Annotated in this window: 19 protein-coding genes and 1 tRNA gene; 12 read left to right on the top strand and 8 right to left on the bottom strand. The window is 34.5% G+C overall.

Annotation, left to right across the window (positions count from 1 at the left end):
• Window positions 1-41: 41 nt before the first annotated feature.
• The gene (locus ACRD62_RS10420) at window positions 42-1,139 is read right to left on the bottom strand and encodes a glycosyltransferase (protein WP_430820050.1); all 1,098 of its coding nucleotides are present in this window, start codon (window positions 1,137-1,139) and stop codon (window positions 42-44) included.
• A 6-nt stretch (window positions 1,140-1,145) separates the two neighbouring features.
• Complete coding sequence (locus ACRD62_RS10415) at window positions 1,146-1,925, bottom strand: radical SAM protein (protein ID WP_430820049.1); 780 nt, start codon at window positions 1,923-1,925, stop codon at window positions 1,146-1,148.
• A gap of 201 nt (window positions 1,926-2,126) precedes the next feature.
• On the opposite strand from ACRD62_RS10415, the gene ACRD62_RS10410 reads away from it, so the two are divergent.
• The 9 genes from ACRD62_RS10410 (at window position 2,127) to ACRD62_RS10370 (ending at window position 9,231) form a co-directional block, all read left to right on the top strand.
• A complete protein-coding gene (locus tag ACRD62_RS10410; RefSeq protein WP_430820048.1) occupies window positions 2,127-3,248 on the top strand; it encodes a DNA polymerase III subunit in 1,122 nt (373 codons plus the stop codon).
• A 51-nt stretch (window positions 3,249-3,299) separates the two neighbouring features.
• Window positions 3,300-4,526: a PSP1 domain-containing protein gene (locus ACRD62_RS10405; RefSeq protein ID WP_430820047.1), complete on the top strand. Its 1,227-nt coding sequence runs from the start codon at window positions 3,300-3,302 to the stop codon at window positions 4,524-4,526.
• Window positions 4,504-4,980: a gliding motility lipoprotein GldH gene (locus tag ACRD62_RS10400; RefSeq protein WP_430820046.1), complete on the top strand. Its 477-nt coding sequence runs from the start codon at window positions 4,504-4,506 to the stop codon at window positions 4,978-4,980. The genes ACRD62_RS10405 and ACRD62_RS10400 overlap by 23 nt, the downstream gene beginning before the upstream one ends.
• 17 nt (window positions 4,981-4,997) lie before the next feature.
• Window positions 4,998-5,774, top strand: a complete 777-nt coding sequence (gene trmB, locus ACRD62_RS10395; RefSeq protein WP_430820045.1) for a tRNA (guanosine(46)-N7)-methyltransferase TrmB — start codon at window positions 4,998-5,000, stop codon at window positions 5,772-5,774.
• A complete protein-coding gene (locus ACRD62_RS10390; RefSeq protein WP_430820044.1) occupies window positions 5,761-6,093 on the top strand; it encodes an MGMT family protein in 333 nt (110 codons plus the stop codon). The genes trmB and ACRD62_RS10390 overlap by 14 nt, the downstream gene beginning before the upstream one ends.
• Window positions 6,094-6,191: 98 nt before the next feature.
• Complete coding sequence (locus ACRD62_RS10385) at window positions 6,192-7,298, top strand: Mrp/NBP35 family ATP-binding protein (RefSeq protein ID WP_430820043.1); 1,107 nt, start codon at window positions 6,192-6,194, stop codon at window positions 7,296-7,298.
• A gap of 3 nt (window positions 7,299-7,301) precedes the next feature.
• Window positions 7,302-7,550, top strand: a complete 249-nt coding sequence (locus ACRD62_RS10380; RefSeq protein WP_321405776.1) for a NifU family protein — start codon at window positions 7,302-7,304, stop codon at window positions 7,548-7,550.
• Between the two features lie 112 nt (window positions 7,551-7,662).
• A tRNA-Arg gene (locus ACRD62_RS10375) sits at window positions 7,663-7,734 on the top strand.
• 300 nt (window positions 7,735-8,034) lie between these two features.
• Entirely contained in the window at window positions 8,035-9,231 is a 1,197-nt protein-coding gene (locus ACRD62_RS10370) for a site-specific integrase (RefSeq protein WP_430820042.1), read from the top strand.
• A 1,021-nt stretch (window positions 9,232-10,252) separates the two neighbouring features.
• Here the strand turns inward: ACRD62_RS10370 and ACRD62_RS10365 are convergent.
• On the bottom strand, window positions 10,253-10,399 hold the full coding sequence (locus ACRD62_RS10365; RefSeq protein WP_430820041.1) for a hypothetical protein: 147 nt from the start codon (window positions 10,397-10,399) through the stop codon (window positions 10,253-10,255).
• 279 nt (window positions 10,400-10,678) lie between these two features.
• Here ACRD62_RS10365 and ACRD62_RS10360 point away from each other — a divergent pair, with 279 nt between their 5' ends.
• Window positions 10,679-12,808 carry a S9 family peptidase gene (locus ACRD62_RS10360; RefSeq protein WP_430820040.1) on the top strand — a complete coding sequence of 710 codons (2,130 nt, stop codon included), beginning with the start codon at window positions 10,679-10,681 and terminating at the stop codon, window positions 12,806-12,808.
• A gap of 289 nt (window positions 12,809-13,097) precedes the next feature.
• On the opposite strand, the gene ACRD62_RS10355 is transcribed toward ACRD62_RS10360, so the two are convergent.
• Window positions 13,098-14,036 carry a succinylglutamate desuccinylase/aspartoacylase family protein gene (locus tag ACRD62_RS10355; RefSeq protein WP_430820039.1) on the bottom strand — a complete coding sequence of 313 codons (939 nt, stop codon included), beginning with the start codon at window positions 14,034-14,036 and terminating at the stop codon, window positions 13,098-13,100.
• A gap of 129 nt (window positions 14,037-14,165) precedes the next feature.
• A complete protein-coding gene (gene ppk2 / locus ACRD62_RS10350; protein ID WP_321411913.1) occupies window positions 14,166-14,906 on the bottom strand; it encodes a polyphosphate kinase 2 in 741 nt (246 codons plus the stop codon).
• Window positions 14,907-15,297: 391 nt separating this feature from the next.
• Here ppk2 and ACRD62_RS10345 point away from each other — a divergent pair, with 391 nt between their 5' ends.
• Window positions 15,298-18,207, top strand: coding sequence for a PEP/pyruvate-binding domain-containing protein (locus tag ACRD62_RS10345; RefSeq protein WP_430820038.1), 2,910 nt, complete (start codon window positions 15,298-15,300; stop codon window positions 18,205-18,207).
• Window positions 18,208-18,235: 28 nt separating this feature from the next.
• Window positions 18,236-19,501 carry a serine hydrolase gene (locus tag ACRD62_RS10340; RefSeq protein ID WP_430820037.1) on the top strand — a complete coding sequence of 422 codons (1,266 nt, stop codon included), beginning with the start codon at window positions 18,236-18,238 and terminating at the stop codon, window positions 19,499-19,501.
• A 4-nt stretch (window positions 19,502-19,505) separates the two neighbouring features.
• On the opposite strand, the gene ACRD62_RS10335 is transcribed toward ACRD62_RS10340, so the two are convergent.
• Genes ACRD62_RS10335 through ACRD62_RS10325 form a run of 3 tightly spaced genes read right to left on the bottom strand, consistent with a single transcriptional unit; the run spans window position 19,506 to window position 24,275 of the window.
• A complete protein-coding gene (locus ACRD62_RS10335) occupies window positions 19,506-22,280 on the bottom strand; it encodes a hypothetical protein (RefSeq protein WP_430820036.1) in 2,775 nt (924 codons plus the stop codon).
• 33 nt (window positions 22,281-22,313) lie between these two features.
• Window positions 22,314-23,285 (bottom strand): serine hydrolase, encoded by a 972-nt coding sequence (locus ACRD62_RS10330; RefSeq protein ID WP_430820035.1) that lies wholly within the window; start codon window positions 23,283-23,285, stop codon window positions 22,314-22,316.
• A gap of 33 nt (window positions 23,286-23,318) precedes the next feature.
• Window positions 23,319-24,275: a hypothetical protein gene (locus tag ACRD62_RS10325; RefSeq protein ID WP_430820034.1), complete on the bottom strand. Its 957-nt coding sequence runs from the start codon at window positions 24,273-24,275 to the stop codon at window positions 23,319-23,321.
• Between the last annotated feature and the right edge of the window lie 9 nt (window positions 24,276-24,284).

Here is a 24,284-nt window from a genome sequence, read left to right as displayed (position 1 = left end):
CCTGACAAAATAATTGAGTTCAGCCTTTAATGAAGATGAGACTATAACTTGTTAAGTGGGGGTAATTGGAAAGAATTGGCATAACTGTTTGCCGTGGCTTTATAGGTATTGATTCCAAAGGCCAGCCGTGAGGTTTTAAGGATCTTTTTTTGTGTTACAACCGTGAAATGGAAATGTTTTTTCATGTGCATGGCCAGGTATTCCTGCTCATATTGCCCGGGTGTGGGAATTAAAATAGCTTTACGGTTAACATGGAACAGATCCATTAAAGTAGAATAGCCCGAACGACATACAATTTGTTTACTTTTGTTTAAAAGGTAGTGATATGTGTTGATATCACAATGCTCAATAAAGGTTACTGATCCATGCTTTCGGGGCTTTATAATACTGTCGGGTCTGCCGCGAAGTAAAATTACATTCAGGTCACTGTTGATATAACGTCTAACAATTAATTTTTCGAAAATCGATCGTTGAGGTTCTGGTCCGGATAGAATGATTAGTACATCCGGATTTTTTAAATAACCAGGGACTTCTGTTGGATTGTTTGCCAGCTTAAGTCGTGATGTTAACCCTATTCGATGGGTGGAGCGATGCATTACTTTATTACCCAGTTGACCTGCAATGGAAGGGGTATCTTTTATATCAGGAATCCAGCACGAATCAAAACGTCTGATCCAATATTGTAAGGTAAGCTGAACGATGGGTTTTGACCAGCACATTAACCGACCTGTTCTGATATTAGTTTGATGTGTTATAAGTACCGATGTAATTTTGCGATGACGAAAACCATAGCGATTGTCGGAAATGATAAAATCAATATTGAAACGATTTACCAGTTCTTTTACTGTTCTTTTATCTCTGTTTAACGATTTTAAAAATCCTGGAAGTTGCCAGGTGAGTTTTAAAAGTTGATTGTTAGAGCCGGATAACTTGATTTGAAAATCTTTCAGGATAATAAAAGTCAGATTTGGAAAGGTCTGTTGAATAACGTTAATGGATGGTTTTTCTCCGGCTACATAGCATTGATGTCCATCTTTGATTAAATTATCAATAATTGGTAATAAACGTGTGGCATGACCCAAACCCCAGTTTAATGGGCTTATAAGAATTCGTTTTTTGTGGGTAGCCTTTTCTTTCATATCCGTTTATCCTGAAACAGATACCTCAAAGCCTTGTTGTTTAGCTTGGTCAGCAATCTGGTTCAGTAAAGGTAACGATACTTTTTTAAGATTACTATAAGGTGTATCTCTCTCGATGGTGTAAATCATTACCTTAGATGGTCTGATCTTTTGTAATGCCTGAATCCACGAGTCAATATCCTTTTGAGTGGTATTGTCAATAGTTACCCCATCAATTTCTCCTTCCACAAACATGGTTTGAATAATTACTTTGCCTTTAAAGGCCTTTAATTGGTTGATTGTTTGATCCAGATCAAAAGGATAGTTGGGTTGATCCAATCGAAGGATAGTTTCTTTTAGGCCTGAATCAAGTTTTTGTATGTTATCATCAACCTTTAAAAGAGCTGAAACAACTTCAGGTTTGTATAAGCGCGATGCATTGGAAAGAACTGCAATTCGGGCTTCCGGACAGTGAGCATTTCGTATTTCAATAGTGTCATCAATTACCCCTGCAAAATCGGGGTGAAGAGTAGGTTCACCATTGCCTGCAAAGGTGATAACATCAGGCTTCAAATTTTCGTTAAGCATATCTTCCAACTTCTGTTTTAATGCTTCTTTAACCTGCTGGCGAGTAGGCATCTGACTTGTTTTGTCACCTAATTCACCATTTAAACCACACTCGCAATAAATACAATCGAATGAACAGAGTTTTCGATTATTGGGTAATAGATTAATTCCCAGTGAAACACCTAAACGGCGACTCCTGACAGGTCCGAAAACAGTTTTGTCGAATAAAAAGGTTGACATGCTTAAAAATTTTGTCAAAGGTAGTTTTTTGTATTAAAACACCCTTATTCATGGCAGATCTGCTTAAATTATTCTCGTTTGAACAACCAACTAATTTGTTATCTTTGAACTTGATTTTTTCTGACCTTGAAAGAAGGCAGAAAACTTGCTGAGAGAATAATTTGATCAGGAAAAAACTGATCAGAAGTGAATTGATTTAATATGAAGTTTGCAGAGGTTATAGGCCACGATCATATAAAAAAACATTTGATTAACATGGTGAACGAAGAGCGTGTCAGCCATGCTCAAATGTTTACCGGACCAGAAGGTAATGGTAAGTTAAATATGGCATTGGCTTTTGCTCAATACCTCAATTGTCATAACCGGCAGGAAAATGACTCGTGTGGAGTTTGTCCGTCATGTGTTAAATACAATAAACTGGTTCATCCTGATTTGCATTTTGTGTTTCCGGTTGTTAAGAGTCCGAAACATAAAAATCCGGTGAGTGATTCTTATTTGCAGGAATGGCGTCAGATTATTCTGGAAAAAAGGTACTTTAACCTTGGGCAGTGGTATACATTTCTTGAATCAGACAAACAAGGTTTAATTTACAGTGAAGAGAGTCAAAATATCATCAAAAAACTAAGCCTTAAGACATTTGAGGCCAAGTATAAAGTGATGATCATTTGGTTGCCGGAAAAAATGCATGTGGCAGCATCCAATAAATTATTAAAACTGTTGGAAGAGCCACCACAAGGAACGGTTTTTCTATTGGTGTCGGATAATCCGGCCGATGTACTGGGAACAATTCAGAGTCGAACACAGATGTTAAAAATTCCGGGGATCAGTAACGAAGACATTGCCACATCTTTGGTTAAAGAGTTTGGTATTGGTTCCGATGAAGCCGGCCAGTTAGCCAAATTGGCTGTTGGGAATTATGTGGCTGCACGCGAATTATTGGATCAGAGTGATGAACGAAGGTTCTTCTTCGATAAATTTGTGGCATTAATGCGTCAGGCCTATCAGCGAAAATTATTTGATCTGATTGAATGGTGCGATGAAATGAACAGCCAGCCTAAGGAACAATTGAAAAGTTTTCTGGATTTTTCGCTTCGGTTAATCCGCGAAAACTTCATAATGAATATACAGGAAGAAGATTTATTGTATCTTACGGCAGAAGAAAGAAATTTCTCAACACGTTTTTCGCCATTTATAAACGATAATAACGTATTACAATTGAGCGAAGAGATCAGTTTAGCCCATTCTCATCTTGAACAAAATGGGAATGCTCGAATTATATTAATGGATTTGTGTCTGAAAATTATCATGCTGTTAAAACAGTAAGGGTGATTTAGCGAATTCACAAGGTCAGTGAGCCTTTTATTTATTGAAATTATGGAAGAAGTTAAGGAACAGGAAAAAACGGGTTGTACCAACTGTACCAGTCGTTGCGGAAAACTAAATGTTTTCGACTGGTTGGGCGATTTACCCGAAAGCATAAATAGCACAAGTATAGTTGAGGTTCAGTTTAAGAACACACGTAAAGGTTTTTTCAACAATAGCAACGGATTAAAACTCTCGAAGGGAGATATTATTGCAGTGGAGGCTTCTCCGGGTCACGATATTGGCACCGTAACCTTGACAGGCGAATTGGTTTTACTTCAGATGAAGAAAAACAATATCTCACCAGATACCTACGAGTTTAAGCGTGTTTATCGAAAAGCAAAACCTGCTGATATTGAGAAGTGGGAAGAAGCTAAAAATCTGGAGCATGAAACCATGCTGGAGTCCAGGAGGATTTCGGAACGTTTGAAACTGGATATGAAAATTGGTGATGTTGAGTATCAGGGTGATCGTACAAAAGCGATATTCTACTACATTGCCGATGAGCGGGTTGATTTTCGTGAACTGATAAAAGTGTTGGCCGATCGTTTTAAGGTGCGTATTGAGATGCGTCAGATCGGAGCCCGTCAGGAAGCTGGTAGAATTGGTGGTATCGGGCCTTGTGGTCGTGAATTGTGTTGTTCAACCTGGATGACCAATTTTGTTTCGGTTACAACTAATGCTGCACGTTATCAGGAGATTTCATTAAATCCGCAGAAGCTGGCTGGTCAGTGTGGAAAACTTAAATGTTGTCTTAACTACGAACTGGACGCCTACCTTGATGCACAGGCTGATTTTCCGAATACGAATACTGTTTTGGAAACGGATGAAGGTCCTTATTATCACTTTAAAACAGATATCTTCAAGCGTATCATGTGGTACAGTACCGAAAAAGAATTTCCGGCCGGAATAGTGGAGGTGCCTGTTGATCGTGTGAAAGAAGTAATTAAGATTAACCGCAGGGGTAAAAAGATTGATAAACTGGTATCTGACGAATTCAAACGTACGGCTATTCATGCTGAACCAAGTTACGAAAATGTTGTAGGTCAGGATGATCTTACCCGTTTTGATGAAGATAAAAAGAAAAAGAAACGTCGTCCGGCCCCTAATAAAAATGGAGCAAAAGGATCACGAAATCAGAATAATAACAGACGACGGAGACCTAATAATCAAAACAACCCGAACAGTCAGAATAGTCAAAACCAGCCAAAGAAAAATGAAGGTAATAAGCCAAAATAGCATTCTATTGGCTATTTTCTTAGCCATTGGATTTGTTAGTTGTGATAAAAACGCTGTCTTCGATCAATATGTTACCATACCCGACGCAGGATGGAACAAAGATTCGATGGCTGTTTTTATGGTTGACATTGATAATGCCCAAATGAATTATAATGTTTACCTGAATATCCGTAACCGGTCGGAATATCCCAATAGTAATTTATGGTTGTTTGTGGATGTGATGAGTCCATCGGGTAAGACAATGCAGCAAAAAGTGGATTGTATACTTGCCGACGATAACGGACGATGGCTGGGATCTGGTTGGGGCGATCTGTTTCATGTAACCGTTCCTTATCAGATGGGTGTGAAGTTTGCCGAAGAAGGTGAATATACCTTCAGAATAGTTCAGGGGATGCGAACCGATGATTTAACAGGGATACACAATATTGGTTTACGAATAGAAGAAGCTGAATAGTTGTCAAAGTACATAAAGTGGGAAAGAATAAGTTGAAAAAGTTCGCCGAGATGGCAACTTACGATCATGTGTTTCAGGCTAATTACGATGATTTAAAAGAAGAACCTTTTGCACTGAAAGGTAAGTGGAACAAAGACTTTTTTAAAAACGATAACCCTGTAGTCCTCGAATTAGGCTGTGGTAAGGGTGAATATACCGTAGGATTGGGAGAACTTTATCCTGATAAAAATTTCATAGGAATCGATATCAAAGGTGCCCGAATGCACAGGGGTGCTACCGATTCGAAAAATAAAGGAATGACCAATGTGGCTTTTATAAGAACACGAATTGAATTAATTACCAAATTTTTTGAAGCGGATGAAGTGGATGAAATCTGGCTTACCTTTAGCGATCCACAAATGAAACGGGTTAATAAACGACTGTCATCAACACGTTTTATGAAGTTGTATCTAAGAATAATGAAGCCCGGAGGCATCATACATCTCAAAACAGATTCTAACTTTTTGCATACCTACACCGAAGCTATGGTGAAGGAAAATAATCTGCCTGTTTTGGTTAATGAGAATGATTTGTATGGTTCGGGTTATGATGATGAGATACTGAGTATTCAAACGCATTACGAATCGAAATGGATTGCTCATGGTTTAAATATCAAATACCTTAAATATAAACTGGAGCCAAGAGAAGAGTGGATTGAGCCTGAAATTGACATTGATTATGACTCTTACCACAGTGGTGGTCGTGGTGTGGTAAAAGAGCGCGAACCCCGAAATCAAAACAATGCCAAAAAATGATTTCTTCGAACAGGTTTACCAGGTTGCGGAGCTGATACCCTACGGCAGAGTTACCAGCTACGGTGCTATTGCCAGATACCTTGGTGCTGTAAGAAGTGCCAGAATGGTGGGGTGGGCCATGAATAAATGCGGATCGTGGCACAATTATATTCCGGCTCACCGAGTGGTTAATCGTAATGGATTATTAACAGGTAAACAGCATTTCCCAGGTGGAGAAACCATGAAGGAATTGTTAGCAAATGAAGGGGTGAAAGTTGAAGAGAACCAAATCGTCAATTTTAAAGAAGTCTTCTGGGATCCTTCGGTTGAGTTGATGTAAATTCATGATAAATGACACGATAATCAACGGTTGAGAACATAGTTTCTCAATTTTTTTTACCTTTGATATAATTTTTAAAAAGTTTAAATAAAGATAATATGGAATATTATCCTAACTTAATATTAGATGCACTTAAACATGTGGTGCATCCCGGAAAAGGGAAGGACATCGTTTCGTTGGGGATGGTTGAAGATGATTTGCGAATTGATGGAAAAAGAATCAGTTTCAGTTTACTATTCGATCGGGCCAACGATCCTTTAATTGGGTCTTTAAAAAAGGCATGTGTAAAGGCAATTCATTCATATGTTGATGAAGAGGCTGATATTGAAGGGAATATTTATGTTAAGGTTAAGCCAAAAGCGAAACCTGTTGAAACCAAAGCTCTGCCGAGTGTAAAGAATATTATTGCGGTTGCTTCGGGTAAAGGAGGAGTTGGTAAATCTACCATTACATCAAATCTTGCTGTGGCATTGGCTAAGGCCGGTTATACGGTTGGTTTGCTCGATGCCGATATTTTTGGACCGTCGGTACCTATTATGTTTCAAACAGAGGATGCTCGACCGGTTTTAGAAAAGATTGAAGGAAAAGATAAAATTATTCCGGTTGAGAAATACGGAGTAAAGATGTTAAGCATTGGTTACTTTGTTAATCCGGATGATGCCTTGATATGGAGGGGATCTATGGCTACCAATGCCATTCGTCAGCTTATCAACGATGGAAACTGGGGCGAACTCGATTATTTATTATTGGATTTACCTCCTGGAACCAGTGATATACATCTTACGCTTGTTCAAACCATAAGTATTACAGGTGCTGTGGTGGTAACCACACCGCAGAATGTGGCGCTGGCTGATGCAGTAAAAGGAGTCAGCATGTTTAAGAGTAAGAATATTAATGTGCCTGTATTAGGGCTAGTTGAAAATATGGCCTGGTTTACACCTGCTGAATTACCTGAAAATAAATATTACATTTTTGGAAAAGATGGAGGAAAGACCTTAGCAGAAAAACTTCAGGTGCCTTTATTAGGACAAATACCAATTGTTCAGAGCATACGCGAAGGTGGCGATAATGGAGAACCGGCTGCACTGAACGAAGCTTCCATTATAGGTTTAGCTTTTGCTGATTTGGCACAAAAGGTGGTTGAACGTGTTGAACTACGTAATGCTGCAATGCCTGAAACTAAAATTGTAGAAATTAAAAAGTAAGCCATGGGAGGAGAGGAGAAAGCAAAATTGCTTAACGAAGTTGAAGAAGCTCTGGAGTCAATTCGACCATATCTGCAGGGTGATGGTGGTAATATTACTCTTCTTGATATTACCGACGACTTTGTGGTACAGGTTCGCCTTGAAGGATCGTGTCATGGCTGCCATTTGAGCATGCAAACACTGAAAGGCGGAGTTGAGATGGTGGTAAAAAAATCGGTTCCGCAAATTGTTGAGGTGGTTGCAGTTGATTAATCGCAGTTATCTTTATTGGATATCAGGTGGTGCATTTTGCTTTTAATTTTTAAATTTGCGCACCTGAATAATAAAATGTCTTGTTAATAAAGGCATTTTAGTTTTTTGAACTGGTCCCATAGTTCAATGGATAGAATATCAGATTCCGGTTCTGACGATATGGGTTCGAATCCCGTTGGGATCACAGATTGAATATTGATTTCAGTTCAAAAGCACTTAAAGTTAACACTTTAGGTGCTTTTTGTTTTTTGTGAAGGTGTCAAATTTAGCCATAAAAACACATGCTAAACGAGACTAAATCGAGACCCTTCTATCAATAAGCATGATCCCTCCTATAGGTCTCGATTAAATAGATTAACACTCTGATATTTTGAAATTTAAATTAGCGTGTTTTGATGCGATTTGGGTTTTAAAAATAGTAATTCTTCTGCATAACTTAGATACCATCAGAACACAGAATCTTTAACTTTTAAAACTGTGTGTTATGAGAATTACAACAAACTTCCTTTTAAAAAAGGCAAAAAGAAGAAGTGATGGAACCTACCCTATTTACATTAGAGCTACTTTGGATGGCAGGCGTATCGAATTGTCAACAGGAGTCTTTGTTTCTGATGAAAGCTGGAATAAAACAGAACAGAAAATCATTAACAAATATCCTAATGCAAAATTGTTAAATAACCGACTTTCTAAAGTTGTTAATAAACTAATCGAAATCTATTATCAGTTGGAAGCGCTGGGCGATGAATACGATATTCAATCCATAAAAGAACATTTTAGCGGAACACCCAAATTTTATTTGGTTAATACCTTTCAAATAGTAATTGACTCTATCGAAAAGAAAGTTGGGTTTGGCTATTCATACGGAACCTACAAACACTATAAAACCACACTCAAACGTCTGAAGTTATTTTTAAATGATTCATACAATAAACAAGATATTTCGCTTAACAAGATTGATTATAACTTCCTTAATTCTTTTGATACCTGGCTGAAAGTGAAACATCAGGTTTCGGGACATACCGTTGGGAAATATCACAAACAGCTTAAGAAAGTGCTTAATGATGCTATAGCCCTAAAATTATTGGACAAAAATCCGTATACCAACTTTAGAATTAAGAGTTATCAAGGAAAGCGGGATTTTCTAACCATGGAAGAAGTCAATACCATTGAAGGAAAACAATTTGAGTTCGCCAGAATAAATGTAGTAAGGGACATTTTTATTTTTGCATGCTATACCGGATTATCTTATTCAGATATAGCCAATCTCACACTAAAGCACATTATGCGAGGTGATGATAATGAAGAATGGATTGTAGTTGATCGCAAGAAAACAGATAATCGTTGTCGTATACCCTTATTACCCAAAGCTAAGTGTATCATTGAGAAGTATAAGGATTATCCGGTCAGTAATAATAAAGGCAGACTTTTACCTGTTAATTCCAATCAAAAAATGAACGCCTATTTAAAAGAGATCGCAGATATCTGTAAAATCAATAAGAACTTATCTATGCATGTTGCCAGACATACTTTTGCAACTTCTGTTACATTAGCTAATGGTGTACCTATTGAGACAGTCTCCAAAATGCTTGGGCATGATTCGCTTAAGACAACTCAGATTTATGGAAAAATCATTGATTCTAAAATCAGTAAGGATATGAAAAAGTTGAAAGCACTTTTGTAACTTACTAGATATTTTGAATAATTAGCTCCTCGCTTTGATTATAACTTAAGAGTTTTTTTATAGACTCTCGGAGAGCAAGATTTTCGTTTTCAGGTACTGAAAAACACATCTTGCATTTGTTTTTAAGCAGGTAACTTTTCAGAATTAGTTAGCTAAACTCTTTTTCTTTTTATTCCGGTTTCTATCTTTAAATACATACATCATTGCTTTTTTACATGCGTAAGCCACCCATCAATTAAGGGTATGGTTTGGCAAAAGGAAGCGGAATAAAAAGCCCTTGCGTTGGCAGGAGAAATCAATTCAAATATATTTTGAGCGGTCAAAGCAAAGGGCTTGTATTATGAGGAACGAGATAATAACAAGCTTTTTGCTGTCGGGGTTGTGTGTTGGGTAAGAAAATTTTTTTGATTGATTTTGGCGGGTTTATGCCGAACACTTTTGTCAGAACCATGACCGAAAACATTTTTGCTGAAGCATGGATAAAAAGCGTGTCTAAAAATAAGATTTTCGATAATTATTAAATGTAATTTAAACCTGTGTATTTTGAAGCAATTATCAACTTTACACTTAATTCTTTAATTAACAATGGTAATTAAACAAATCCTTTCTATACCAATAATCAAACACCTTTGAAACATATGCATTCGAGCGAGGGGGGGGGAAATCCCTCACTTGTGAATAATATGCCTAGAGGTTGTACCAAAAATTTTAGTCCATTCCAATGCAAAAATGACTCAAAGTTATGCAAGAACAACCGAGAGTTTGATTAAAAAGAATATGGATAAGATTATGGATTTATACTAACAAACAACTGGCTCCTAGTTATTAGACTTGGGAGCCTTTATTAGATAATCAAATTTGCTATAATTACTTTCAACACCCACAGAAAATACAATAATATGGAGATTACTAAATGAATGTTCTACCGTCTGTAATTAAATTCATCTTATTGAATAGCAAATTACAAGGGTCAATAATGGATAATAAAAATTAGTGCTTATTCTAGACATTTAATAACACACTATTTTTCCTTTTCATTGAATAAATGCCTAATACCATAAGAAGTATCTTTATTGGCCTTTTTTTCTCTTTTATCAGCCCTCTTCTCCTTTGCACTTTTCTTAGGCTCTTTCTTCACATTTTTAAGTGTTTCATGAAACTTTGACATGGCTTATCAATTTATAATGAATATAGTAACTCACGAATACAACTTGTAAATTTACATTAAAACAATTCATATAATAAAAAAAGAATGAAAAAATATAGATGTTATTATCCAACTAAATCTTTACCTTTTTCTAATCTTTAAAACATTGATCAACCATACAATTTTAGTTTTAAAAATCATTCTGGTGTTTTGAAATTTCATACATTCGCAACTGTCAATTCCCGTTTTATTTATTGCAGATTAGAAGCTAGCATTTGTGTTTATTTTTGTATACGGTTTATGACAGACAAATTTAGAAATGGTAATACTGTTTTACCTCCTATTGCAAATCGTTATGATAGAACATTATTGGAACACGGCCATAATCGTAATGATCCATATTATTGGATGAGGCTTACTGATGACCAAAAACACAATAATGAACCTGACGCACAAACAACTGATGTTCTTAATTACTTAAATGGCGAAAATTCATATTGTGAGCAAATATTAAAACCTACCGAGCAATTGCGTGACGACCTCTATATCGAATTATCAGAACGTATTCAAGTGGATGTTGAATCCATTCCTGTTTTTGAAAATGAATATTGGTATTACACGAGATACAACGAAGGTTCTGAATATCCTATTTATTGCAGAAAGCATAAGACAATGGAGGCAGAAGAACAAATTCTACTTGACGCCAATATTAGAGCCAAAGATGTTTCTTTTTACAACGTGGTAGGACTTACTGTAACCTCTGACAATAGAATTTTAGCCTTTGGTGAAGACACAATTGGACGACGAATATATACCATTCGTTTTATCAATCTAGTAACCGGAGAAATATTACCTGATAAAATAAAAAACTCCACTGGCATTGGTGTTTGGGCTAATGACAATAAAACTTTCTTTTACACCACTAAAAACAGTGTTTCTCTGCTTTCCAATAAGATATGGCGACACAAATTGGGTACGGTAAAAAAGGATGAAAATCTGGTATTGCATGAGAAAGATTCCTCTTTCTACATAGGTGTCAGTAAATCTAAATCGGGCGAATATATTTTTATTCACGAACAAAGTACACTATCAAGTAATTTCTATTTTATCAATGCCAATACTCCCGATGAAACATTTACACCATTAACTCCATTACTTAAAAACCACAAATATTACATTGACCATTATCATGATAGGTTCTATATCAGAACCAATCTGAATGCAGAAAATTTCAGGTTAATGTCAACCGACATACATAATCATACTATCGAAAACTGGAAAGAAATTATACCTCATGATCCGGAGGTCTTTATTCAATGTGTTGAGATTTTCGAAGATTTTTTGGTACTAGAAGAACGATGTGATGCTCTACCCCAAATTCGAATCATTAATCAGCGAACAGGAAAAAAACATTATATTAAATTTAATGAAGAAGCATACAAAATAAGAATCGAAACCAATCCGGATTATTTTACTCATACATTGCGATTTAAATACTCTTCAATGACAACACCTGATACAATCATTGATTATGATATGGAAAGTCGCGAGCAAACCTTTCGTAAATCGACCCGGATTCCAGGACATAATTCAAATGACTTTATTACTCGCAGACTTTATGCCAAAGCCCGAGATGGTGAATTAATACCAATTAGTTTGGTTTACAAAAAAGGATTAAGTAAAAGTGAAAATAATCCCTGCTTGATGTATTCCTACGGAGCTTATGGCGAGTCCGTGGAAGCCTCCTTTAATGCTAATATATTAAGTTTACTAAACCGAGGTTTTATATATGCTGTAGCCCATGTACGGGGAGGACAAACCAAAGGGAGGATCTGGTATGAAAACGGAAAACTATTAAATAAAAAAAATACATTTTACGATTTTCAGGATTGCGCCCGTTTTTTGATTACAGAAAGATATACATCCCCCGATCATCTGTATGCTACTGGAGAAAGTGCAGGAGGATTATTAATGGGTGTGACAGCCAATATGGCCGACTGTCTTTTTAACGGTATAATTGCTGAAGTTCCGTTTGTTGATGTGGTAACAACAATGTTAGATGAAACTATTCCACTCACCACAAATGAATTTCATGAATGGGGTAACCCAAAAATTCTGGAATACTATAAATACATGCTTTCATATTCTCCTTATGATCAGGTGAAAGCTAAACCTTATCCTAATTTATTGGTTACAACTGGTTTCCACGACTCTCAAGTACAATACTGGGAACCTGCCAAATGGGTCGCCAAATTAAGACATTATAAAACAGATAATAACCTTTTACTATTATCAACCAATATGGAAACTGGTCATTTTGGTGCTTCCGGAAGATTTGAACGGATGAAAGAACTTGCTATGAATTATAGTTTTATTCTGATGCTTGAGCAAAAAAATAAAATTACATCTGATTGCATGAAATCTGAATAATCAGAAAAGGAGATCTAATCAACTGGAATTTCTTTACGAATTGTATTTAGTTGAAAGGGAAAACAACGAACAAGCACAGCTATTCCAAAAATGATAAATAAATTGAAATTACCCAATACAAGATTCACATGATTAAAAATATTTTAGAATGCATACAGCTTATAATCAGGTATCATACTGATACTGCAAGGCTAAATGTACAAGACCAATGATTAAATCAGAAATCTTAAAACGTAAAGCTTAGTGTTTCAATTTTCTAACCAGGTAACCCTAAATTTTATTTCAATTGCTATACAATTACAGGTTCTTCTACTAATTCAGGAGGATTTAATAATGTATCATTATTAAGAGTATCCAAATGTTCTTCTATTAATTTGGTTTGTTGAGATTTGCCAATATGAAATAATGCCTCACCTTCGTAGATTAATGGAATATTAGTTCTACCGATAATAATACCATTAGTTGTTGCTTCCACAATGGTGTCCGATTTACTTGCAGGATTGGAAATATACCCGATGACATCTCCTTTTTTCACCAAGTCACCTAAAGTTACAACTGCCCTTAAAATACCACTAGTAGTAGCTCTTACCCATGTACTCGAACGTAAAATAACTGGAGGCTTTTGTTTTCTATGTATTGATTTTGAATGCATTTCAAGTTCATTCATTACATTTAAAACACCTCTTACACCAACTCTTATCGATAATTCATCAAACCTAAGCGCTTCACCTGATTCATAAACCATAACAGGAACATTAACCTGATTAGCTGCAGCTCTTAACGAACCAGATGGAGGAGCAGAATGTAAGATAATCGGAGAACCAAACTTATTTGACATAGTATTCAACTTTTCATTATTTAAGTCTGCTCGTATTTGAGGCAGGTTATCGCGATGTATCGATGCCGTATGAATGTCAATACACATATCAGCAAGAGCAACAACTTCTGTCAAAAAAATATGCGCTAGTCTACCTGCTAGAGAGCCAGAACCCGCCCCAGGAAAAGACCGATTCAAGTCACGTCTGTCAGGTAAATATCTTGAATGAGAATTAAATCCATAAATATTAACAATAGGAACTGCCAGCAATGTTCCTTTCATACGCTTCATAGCATCCAAGGATAAAAGTCGTCTGATGATTTCCACTCCATTAATTTCATCTCCATGAATAGCTGCACTAACCAACAATACAGGACCATCTTTTTTTCCATGAACTACGTGTACGGGCATTGTCACCATCGTTTCTGAGTGCAAAGCTGGCAAAGAGAAATGAACCACTTTACTTTCTCCAGCTTTTACAATCTCATTATTTATTCTAAAATCTTTTCTCATACATATATAATTAGCACAACCAAGGCTTTATATCCCCAAAACACTCACAATATCAGTATTGGCTTTTAGCCTAACACCAGTCAGACCTTTGGGGCTATAATCTATGTTTTCCAGCACATATCTCATGGCCTCTTTTCTGGCATTATCTTTATTATTTCCTTTAACAACAATCCAAGGGCAAGTTTTTGTTCCTGTTTTTGCAAACATCAATTCCTTATATCTGGTGAAATCATCCCATTTTAATTGAGCTTGCATATCAACAGTACTTAATTTCCATTGTATCAGAGGATTACTCTTCCTTTCTTCCAACCGCTTTTTTTGTTCATTAATATCGATACTAAACCAAAACTTAATAATGATAATTCCATCTTCCACTAACATGCGCTCGAGTTGTGTTACCTGCTGTAAAAACAAGTTATATTGGTCTTCCGTGCAAAAATTCATTACAGGCTCAACCACTGCTCTATTATACCAACTGCGATCAAAGAATACAATCTCACCTGCATTTGGAAGTTTGTCAATATATCTTTGAAAGTACCATTGTCCAGCTTCTGATTCTGTTGGTTTAGCCAAGGCTACAACTCTGTAATACCTGGGATTTAAAAATCGTATAAATCGCATTATGGCACCCCCCTTACCGGCAGCATCTCTTCCTTCAAAAATAACAAGCAGTCTTTTGTTTGAATCTTTAATCCACTGTTGCATTTTTACCATTTCTGCCTGAAGATTAATGTATTCCGGATCATTTTCAATTGTATGCAATACCATCTTTACAATACTTTTTTAAAAAATTAATCTAAAACTCATTTCTAATTCTATCAGATACTGATTTATATTTCATTTGATTTTTCTTTAAATACTCTTAACAAAGTCCTTAGTTAAAATTGAAACTAAATTTTTAATGTGATTTTCAATCAAGGAGAACTATCTAAAAAATCTGTTTACAATCGTCCCAAAGTCAACTATTTGTATTTAAATACATATTACAATTGAAGATCAATCCTTATTTTTATTATCATTTTACACTAGTCAAATGTAAATCAAAAAAGTATGCTAATTGTATTATAATAATAAAAAAAGACATAATATAGCCACTCAATAAACACAGTTCAAAAATGTATTAATTCAAAACTTAACAACCTAATATTCTCAACATTGTATGCAAAATAGAATCAACAGAATTATAGTAATTATTATACTTCTCTTCCCTGCCTACTCTGTCTTAATTTCTCAAAAACATGATGATATTAAGATTAAGATTCAAGAATTCAAGAGTGATCCACGAGGACCATATAAAGATATCAGATGGTTCTGCCCGGATGGTTCCGTTGTTCCTCCTCAAGAAAGATGTCCCGACAAAGGAGGTGTGCAAAGAGCCAGATATAAAGATTATATTATAGAGCTACAAAATTCAGAACATTTATTTTTGGGCCAAATCCTATCTACAACGTCATTTATAGATTTCTGGGATGCAGATCACAACAACTCAAGGTTAAAGCAATATCAGATTGAAAAATATTTGAGAAGTATTGATAATGGGTGGATTAACCGAAAAGCTCAGTTTTACAGAGGAGCTTATCAAGCAGAGGATGAAGATACCTGGGGAATTTTGTTCTTTCAAAATATTCTTGCGGATCAATCCATAATCAACCAACAATTTTTTCTGATTCGACAAGCAGCAAAAGATATTCCACATAGAACTGATGATAATTTGTCGCAAAACATACGATTACTTTCAAAAGAAATATCAGATTCTATTCCTGAATTTCTAAACATAAGGGTAAAAATTCATGGTCAACCTGATAATAATGATTTAAATCTCGTTAAAAACTTTATCTCTTCAAGAAAAAACAAGTTAAATCAATCAATGACCCAAAAACTGGATTTACTTATAAAAAACCTAAATATACTGTACAAGCAGGACCAATTTGAATCAATAAAAATCTATTTATCAAAGTTAAAATCACAAAAACTTAATGAAAAAGGAAAGACCTTTGATTTAGCCAATATCAATAACTTGTCAATAAACGAGAAAATTAAATTAATTTCTGAAATACTTGTCTGGACTCGTAAAGAAATTCAAAATTCAAATGCTGCAAATGATAAACTAATCCTCATTGATATATCAATAAAACTTGAAGAAATAATTAGGGTAGAATCCTCTCAATTGAATGCAAAGACATTAAATGATGCTATCCAGAACGTTAGAATATTAATGAATACTATATATGGCTGCGGTTATCTGGAAGAATGGGAATGGGCATATTTAGCTGAAAACGATAACATTACATTAAATGATTCTATTTCAATCAATGAGGTTTCACAATTTTATAAAAACGCATTAGCCTCCATTGAATGGAGCAGTAACCAATTTCTGGCCAACTATGATGACATTGTTAATAAATTTATTGATTTTGAACCTCTAACTCATGGATTTATTGATGAAAAGGTAAGAAATAGTTGTTTATTAATTTTGGGACAGCAATTAGAACCAATCAACCAAATACTTTCTGTAAAACAAAACAAGACCAATTCAATTTTCAACTTAAATACTGAGTCTAACGCCCGTGGTCTAAATACCGGTTATGCAAAAGGAAAACTTGTTATTATAGATAACAATAATGATTTAAAAGAAGTAAACAGTAAGGATATTTACATTTTTAACCGCCCGCCAGCTGATCTCAAACCTGTAGCCGGTATTATGACCGTAACAGAAGGGAATATGGTATCTCATGTTCAATTACTGGCACGAAATCTGGGAATTCCAAATGCAATTCTGGCGCCGCAGTTAATGAATGATTTAAAACAATTTAACGGCAGTGATATTTTTTATGCGGTGAAAAAAGATGGATCGATTATTATGAAACCTGCCATTGAAATGACAGAAGAAGAAAACAATTTATTTAAAAAAGCCAATACAAGGGGCAAAGAGGATAAATTATTGGTACCTGTTGATAAAATGAATTTATCTGAAACTTCTGTTTTGAATTTGAAAAATCTGAATGCTACTCACTCTGGTGTATATTGTGGTCCCAAAGCTGCTAATCTGGCACAGCTCAAGCACATTTTTCCCGAAAATGTTGTAGAAGGAATTGTTATTCCCTTTGGAATATTTAAGATGCACATGGATCAGATAATTCCGAAGAGAAATATATCGTATTGGCAATATTTAAATAATATTTTTCAACATGCAGCAGAATTGAAAAATAATGAAGTATCAGAATCTGAAATAGAAAATTATGTTTTAAGAGAACTTGATCAATTTAGAGATTTAATTAAAAACATGACTTTTATTCCAACTTTTGAGACTGATTTAAAAAACATGTTTCAAAATACATTCAATAAAGAGCTGGGACAAGTACCTGTTTTTCTTAGAAGTGATACAAATATGGAAGACTTAAAGGAATTTACCGGCGCTGGATTAAATCTGACTCTTTTCAATATTCTTGATTCAAAATCCATAATGGAAGGTATTTTGCAAGTTTGGGCATCTCCTTATACCGAAAGAAGCTATAAATGGAGACAGAAATTCCTTTTGAACCCTGAAAATGTATTTCCTTCAATACTTATCATACCAAGTGTTAATGCTGATTGTTCGGGCGTTGTCATTACAAAAAATATTCTTAACGGCAATTCGGATTCAAATACGATCGCGTTCAGTAAAGGAGTTGGCGGTGCTGTAGAAGGGCAAATTTCAGAAACATGGATCGTAAATGATCAGAATGCGCAACTGGTATCTGTTGCCCGAGAACCTGAAATGACTTTTTTGCCAGAGAATGGGGGTATACAGAAAATATTTACGGCCTTTAACGAACCTGTTTTAAATGCAAAAAAAATTTCGATGGTTATGAATATTGCAAATACAGTTACTAAGGAACTTAACAATGCAGGAAAAACTGAAAAAGATATGGCTTATGATATCGAATTAGGAATTAAAGATGACAAAATATGGTTATTTCAAGTCCGCCCATTTGTTGAGAATAAAAAAGCTAATGCTACTGAATACCTTATTAAATCCTCAGTGTCCAATAACAACTTGAAATTACCACTGAACGAAATTATCAAATGAGTATATTCAAATAAATTAACTTAATGTGATGAAATCCTTAAGACATATCTTTATATTTTTTGTTTGTTTTTTATTAACAACAGCTTCGACCAACCCCTATCCCATTGACGGTTATGATAGTACCGGAATCAGAAGATTAAAAAGATTACAGCTAATAATTGATGGGACTATAAAAGAGGCTAAACCCATTAGTGGTGCTCTAAAAACGTCAGCAAGTATTCAATTAAATTTATTGGGTATAAAAGGTGATAGCTTAAATAGTATTCCTAATACAAACCCTCCACTTCAAAAAGCCATATCTTCTTTATTTCCATTGCTGGATGAAAGTTATTCAATAGCTGTTTTAGATATCACAAAAAACAAACCGATTAGATATGCCTGCCTTAAAGAACACAGACAATATCAACCGGGAAGTGTTGGAAAAATTGCTGTTGCAACAGGTTTCTTTAATGAATTAGCTCGCTTATATCCTAACTCAGTTGAAAACAGAATAAAACTTCTAAAATCAAAAAAAGTAATAGCGGGCAAATGGGCACTTTATGACGAGCATACAGTTCCTTTTTTTAATATTGAAAACCAAACTTTTCTGAAAAGAACAGTAAAAGCTGACGATGTTTTCACATTGTATGAATGGCTCGACCATATGTTATCAGTTAGCAATAATGGAGCAGCAAGTGTTATATGGAGAGAAACAATATTACTTCATGTATTTGGGTCTGATTATGCGACCTTGACTCAAGAACAGGCTGAACTATATTTTACCAGCACACCAAAACAAAGTTTAAGTGACCTCGCTAATGGTGTTGTCAATAATCCATTGCGAGAGATTGGAATTGATAAGAACGAATGGCGCCTGGGTACTTTTTTTACAAAAGGAGCAAGCTCATATATTTTTGGACAAGGAGGTAGTACTGCGACACCATATGCTTTAATGAAGTACCTAATCTCGCTGGAAAGAGGAATCGTAATTGATGAATTCTCCAGCCTTGAAATTAAAAAGTTACTATATATGACTGACAGAAGGATTAGATATGCGTCTTCACCAGCACTCACCAATGCTGCAGTTTATTTCAAATCAGGCAGTTTATATAAATGCAAACCAGAAGAGGGGTATGAATGTGCAAAATACAAAGGTAATGTTGATAATTATATGAATTCTGTTTGTATAGTTGAACATCCGGATGGCACTACCTATTTGGTAGTACTAATGTCTAATGTATTAAAGAAAAACTCAAATATTGATCACCAAACACTTGCTACATATATAGATCGAATAATGAGAAAAAAATTGTAATCTTTTACTTTAAATTATATTTCGTTAAAAGTGATTGGTATGAATCATCCTCACTTAAGCTGATTATTTGTCTAAGTATTTGAATTATTTCGCCATCAAAACGGCTTAAAATCATATCATAACATTCATATTCAGTAAGTTTATTAAGACTCAACGATTTAACTATTTGATCAGTATAATTTTCTAATACTGCCATTTCAAGTAGTGGCAACAGTACTCTTTTGAGATTATTATTTAATGTACCTTCAAGATACTCAATGGCCAGATACCTCTGTTCTTTATTCTTACTTTGTATTCCGTTATATATAGTGTAGATATCGTTGGGTGGATAATGTAAACCTAATAATTTAAATATGTGCTCTAAAGTATCATCCAACATATTCTCCAATAATCCTATTAACCTGATTCTTAATTCATCTATCTTATTTTGCTCTGTTTGTTTGGTATTTGATTCCTTCTGTTGCAAATATAAAACAGTTAAGATTTCCTGTAAAAGCTGGGTTTGATCTGAAACGAGATTAACAACCGTTTTCTGATTAACCATCAAATGAGGATAATTTAATCTGAGCTTATTAAGTGAGTTAAGCGATACTTTGTGAAGATATGGATCAATTAAAAGATTCATTAAAAACCGGACTGAACTAACTGAATTAATATTCTCCACAACGATTAGTATCAGTTCTTTCTCTTTAAGACTTACAGTTGAGTTTTCACATACTTTCTGAAGATCGGATAATATTGCCGGACCATAATTTGCTAAAGCAAGTGCTGAGACATGTGAATAGGCCGAGTTTTGCAGAAATGATAATAAGATTGGAATAAAGTAATCATTGATTGTATTCCCGGCTGACTTTATGGCTTCCTTAACAATTACAATATCTTTCTCATCATGTAAGCACGAAATAATAAAAGTATAATATTGAGAAAGGTTTCCAGCCCCTATAGACCTTAATATCATTATTTTATACAATTCACACTCTTTATTATCCTTAATTAACTTCAAATAATCAATTTTATCCTGAATAAGATTATTTATTTGAAAAAGTCTTTTCATTTCTGCATTATCTCGCGACTCTGTAGCCAAAGCAACTAATGCAGTATTACTAATTAACGGATCCTCATTTTGTAAATAGCGTTGAATAAATTCAACTCTTCCTTCAGTAGAGTATCTTAACAGAATATCAAAAGTCAGGAGCCTGATGTCAATATTATCGTCCTTTAAAAACCTAAATAAAGTTGACTCATTAAAAATCATTGGCATAAAATAAAGACAACGCATGGCTGCAATCCGTACTTCATCATTATCACTATCCAATAAATCAATAACTTGTTTTGAAAAACGAATATCTTTTAGTTCATCAACTTTCCTTAAAACAAAAAGCTTCTGCTGCTCATCGCCATGCTCTAATACCTTTTGCAAACCCGCAACGACCGACTTTTTGCTAAAATCAATATCTAATTTTGTTATTTTCTTATTCGTTTTAATTAGTTTTTGTTTAAATGCAAGTAAATACTCAAACCGGACTTTTTTAGCAACATAAATCCATATCACAACTATGACACAAATCAACAAGCTAACCGCAATCAATGATAAATCAAGTCCTTGAATAACAAAAATTAATAATAAACCACTGATACCTGTTGCTGCTGTATCCACAAAAATATCAATGAAGCTTTTAGTTTGAGTCTTAATACCAGATGGTATGGGTAACGCCAATAACTCTGTTGCGGCTTTGTTGATACTCTGTTTTATTGATACATCAAACATTTTTAATAAAACAGCGACAGCTAAAACCGGAAATATAAAAAAGAGCGAGATTGAAAAAAGAAGAAATGAAGGCAATATAAACAGTGATGTGCCAACTCCAAAAGTTCCAACTACACGCCTTGTTATAAACAACTGAATAACAAGCGATATTAAGTTAAAATTAGAAAACCAAAACCCAAAAAATGCAGCCAATTGATCTGGTTCAGTGTAATAATCAGACGCTAATGCACTAAACTGATAATCAACCAACTTTGAAACTACAACCCCTAATCCCACTATTATTGCTAGATAAGTTAAATGTTTTGATTGGCGAATGATCTGCAAAGGATGCTTTCCTTCAAGCTCAATTCTTTTATGTTGTTGATAAACATTTAACTTTTCAATAAATAAATGCCATATTTTACTATTCAACCTTACATTAAACAGTAAGATTATAGCTGATAGATACAACATATTTTCAGCAGAAATGATGGGTGTTAAGATGGTTGTTAAATACCCACCAAAAATTCCACCAGCAATTGCACCGGCACCTACAATACCAAATAATCTTTTTGCCTGACGAGCATTAAAAACAAGATTAGATAAAATCCAAAATTGCGAGGTTGTAATTAAACCAAAAATAGCAACTCCAATATAAAAAAGATAAAGAATCCATGTTTCAAGAAAATCGAAAGATAAAAAAACAGAAATGAGAATTAAAATAAGTGCCGAAACAATAAATGTACGGTTAATAACTTTGATAAATGATTTTCGAACAATGGTTGATGAATACAATTTAGATAAAAGAAGTGCAGCAATAGCAACCAATACAAAGCTGTATGGCAATTTTTCCACACCCACATTTGCAAGAAAAAGTGCATTAGCAACAGGTTTAATCATTAACAAAGTAGTAACAGTAATAAAGATATTCAACTGCATCATGAAAACCTTCTTTACCTCTCCAGGCTTAATATCAAAAAAAGCATTTACAAAATAATCAAGGTACTTTCTTCCTTCTGTTCTTAACTCCATTAATTTCCTAAATTGGTTGTGCTCAAAAATTATTTATTTGGGCATCATCATATTATCAATCTCTGCAATTAACTCTCTTAAAATATTTTCACCTTCTGCATCATGTACTAATGCAACTACAATATACCTTCGCCATTGAGGCCCCCAAACAAGTACTGAATCAGAATGATACTCCTTCCAGGAACCTGACTTACGAAATAATTTGGCTTTGGGTGCTATTCGATCTAAAGTATTGACAAATTTATGATGTAATTCTGGATCTGACATATACCACAACATTTCTTTAGATCTTTCAAAATTTACCAACTTACCATAGGCCAACATATAATAAAATCTACAAACCTGAGTCGCCGTAGCACCATGGCTGATCCCCTCTAAAGGATCTGGTATTCGCTGACCTGTTTTGGCATATCTTTTACCTACCCAAATACCACCTCCTCTTTCTTCATCATACAAATTATATTTCGGATCCTGTAATACATTAGCTATTTTATTAAAACCAATTAAATCAATTAGGCGAGTGGTTGATTGATTATTCGACTTACTCATCATAAGTCTCATATCTCTTCTTATTGAATCATTTTCTTCAATTTCTCCATTCTCTAATGCATCTTCCATAGCTAACAGAACTGCAATTTTTGGTAAGCTGGCAGCATACATCATATGATTACCATTAATCCGTGCGAATCTTGGATTAAGAGGTGAGCTTAAATCCACCACTCCAATAGATAATTGTTGTGCACTTATTAATCTGTTCCATTTTTTATTAGCGGAAACAATATCTTGTAACTGTTCCTGAAATTCCTCATCAATTTGATTCCTTAAAGGTTTAAAAAGAGAGTCACTTATTACAATTGGTAATCCAAAAGGTTGAATTGGTAAAGGTAAATTATACGGCAATATCTCACCTTCCTCTCTCTCATATGCTGAACTTTCAGTATTTATTCCAATACATGTTAGTAAATAAATAAAAACTGCTATTACTATGAACTTCCTACTCCGCATTTCTTCTTTAAAATATTGCTTAACAACTTAAATCTATTTCAAACTTTGAAGGATTACTGCAATAATAATACTCACAACAAGACCTATGTTAACTTTGTATAAATCCTTAAAAAGTTTTTTATAAGTTTCATTTATGGCACCTTTATTTAGTAAATAAGTGATTGCATATTCTCTCCCGGCTAAAATTCCAACAAATGTCCAGGTGGTACTCATCGGGATGGGATTTAAAACCGTAAATACATACAGAACTACACCATATGTTAAATCAATGAGGGTTGCTGACCTTATATTAGCAGAATTTGTTTTTTGCTTCACTACATCCTGTATTTTTCCTCCACGTTTTCTAAATACATAGGCAAGTAAAATTAAAATAAAGGACAACGAAAGTAACAAAGATGATAAGTCAAGTGAACGTGGTAAATACACATAAATATTTGCAAAATCCTGTATTAACCATTGCGACCATAAAAAACCAGTTGAAAACCATTGAGCGATCATCCAATATTTTTCTTGCTTTTTAACATGATCTTTATCCAATTCCGACTTTGACTCAAACTTCTTTGCAATCAATAAATAAATACCAAATGCAAAAGCGAAAGCAACGGCATAACCTGTAACAGACTTAATTACCATTTTTTCAATTACCTGACTTGAAGAAAAGACACTAAGAATCATAAAAGTTGTACTTACAGGTAATCCAAATTGAGTAATTAACATCAAAATTAGAGGAGGCAAAATATACCACCATGTTATTTCTTCAGGTAAAGGTATTTTTGATAATCTACCATAAGTAACATCACCATCATTTAGTTGCCAGCCAATTATTAAGGTAATACTTAAAATAAGAGCTGCATACAACCATAAGTAGAACCAATTTCTCTTCGAATTTGAAGATAAAAACGTTCCTAATGTTTGAATAACATCATTGGCTATTACGGAATATGCAGCCAGCATAAACCCAATAATAGAAACTACAAGAGACAAGTTCATAAAATTTTT

Source organism: Carboxylicivirga caseinilyticus (assembly GCF_050589785.1).
Lineage (GTDB): Bacteria > Bacteroidota > Bacteroidia > Bacteroidales > Marinilabiliaceae > Carboxylicivirga > Carboxylicivirga caseinilyticus.
The sequence above is the reverse complement of the archived record's forward strand: the minus strand, read 5'-3'. Positions and strand labels throughout refer to the sequence as shown.

Excerpts from the sequence above, each read along its gene's own strand:
- ACRD62_RS10420 (WP_430820050.1), bottom strand. The coding sequence starts at position 1,139 with ATGAAAGAAAAGGCTACCCACAAAAAACGAATTCTTATAAGCCCATTA.
- ACRD62_RS10415 (WP_430820049.1), bottom strand. The coding sequence starts at position 1,925 with ATGTCAACCTTTTTATTCGACAAAACTGTTTTCGGACCTGTCAGGAGT.
- ACRD62_RS10410 (WP_430820048.1), top strand. The coding sequence starts at position 2,127 with ATGAAGTTTGCAGAGGTTATAGGCCACGATCATATAAAAAAACATTTG.
- ACRD62_RS10405 (WP_430820047.1), top strand. The coding sequence starts at position 3,300 with ATGGAAGAAGTTAAGGAACAGGAAAAAACGGGTTGTACCAACTGTACC.
- ACRD62_RS10400 (WP_430820046.1), top strand. The coding sequence starts at position 4,504 with ATGAAGGTAATAAGCCAAAATAGCATTCTATTGGCTATTTTCTTAGCC.
- ACRD62_RS10390 (WP_430820044.1), top strand. The coding sequence starts at position 5,761 with ATGCCAAAAAATGATTTCTTCGAACAGGTTTACCAGGTTGCGGAGCTG.
- ACRD62_RS10385 (WP_430820043.1), top strand. The coding sequence starts at position 6,192 with ATGGAATATTATCCTAACTTAATATTAGATGCACTTAAACATGTGGTG.
- ACRD62_RS10380 (WP_321405776.1), top strand. The coding sequence starts at position 7,302 with ATGGGAGGAGAGGAGAAAGCAAAATTGCTTAACGAAGTTGAAGAAGCT.
- ACRD62_RS10370 (WP_430820042.1), top strand. The coding sequence starts at position 8,035 with ATGAGAATTACAACAAACTTCCTTTTAAAAAAGGCAAAAAGAAGAAGT.
- ACRD62_RS10365 (WP_430820041.1), bottom strand. The coding sequence starts at position 10,399 with ATGTCAAAGTTTCATGAAACACTTAAAAATGTGAAGAAAGAGCCTAAG.
- ACRD62_RS10360 (WP_430820040.1), top strand. The coding sequence starts at position 10,679 with ATGACAGACAAATTTAGAAATGGTAATACTGTTTTACCTCCTATTGCA.
- ACRD62_RS10355 (WP_430820039.1), bottom strand. The coding sequence starts at position 14,036 with ATGCCCGTACACGTAGTTCATGGAAAAAAAGATGGTCCTGTATTGTTG.
- ppk2 (WP_321411913.1), bottom strand. The coding sequence starts at position 14,906 with ATGGTATTGCATACAATTGAAAATGATCCGGAATACATTAATCTTCAG.
- ACRD62_RS10345 (WP_430820038.1), top strand. The coding sequence starts at position 15,298 with ATGCAAAATAGAATCAACAGAATTATAGTAATTATTATACTTCTCTTC.
- ACRD62_RS10340 (WP_430820037.1), top strand. The coding sequence starts at position 18,236 with ATGAAATCCTTAAGACATATCTTTATATTTTTTGTTTGTTTTTTATTA.
- ACRD62_RS10335 (WP_430820036.1), bottom strand. The coding sequence starts at position 22,280 with ATGGAGTTAAGAACAGAAGGAAGAAAGTACCTTGATTATTTTGTAAAT.
- ACRD62_RS10330 (WP_430820035.1), bottom strand. The coding sequence starts at position 23,285 with ATGCGGAGTAGGAAGTTCATAGTAATAGCAGTTTTTATTTATTTACTA.
- ACRD62_RS10325 (WP_430820034.1), bottom strand. The coding sequence starts at position 24,275 with ATGAACTTGTCTCTTGTAGTTTCTATTATTGGGTTTATGCTGGCTGCA.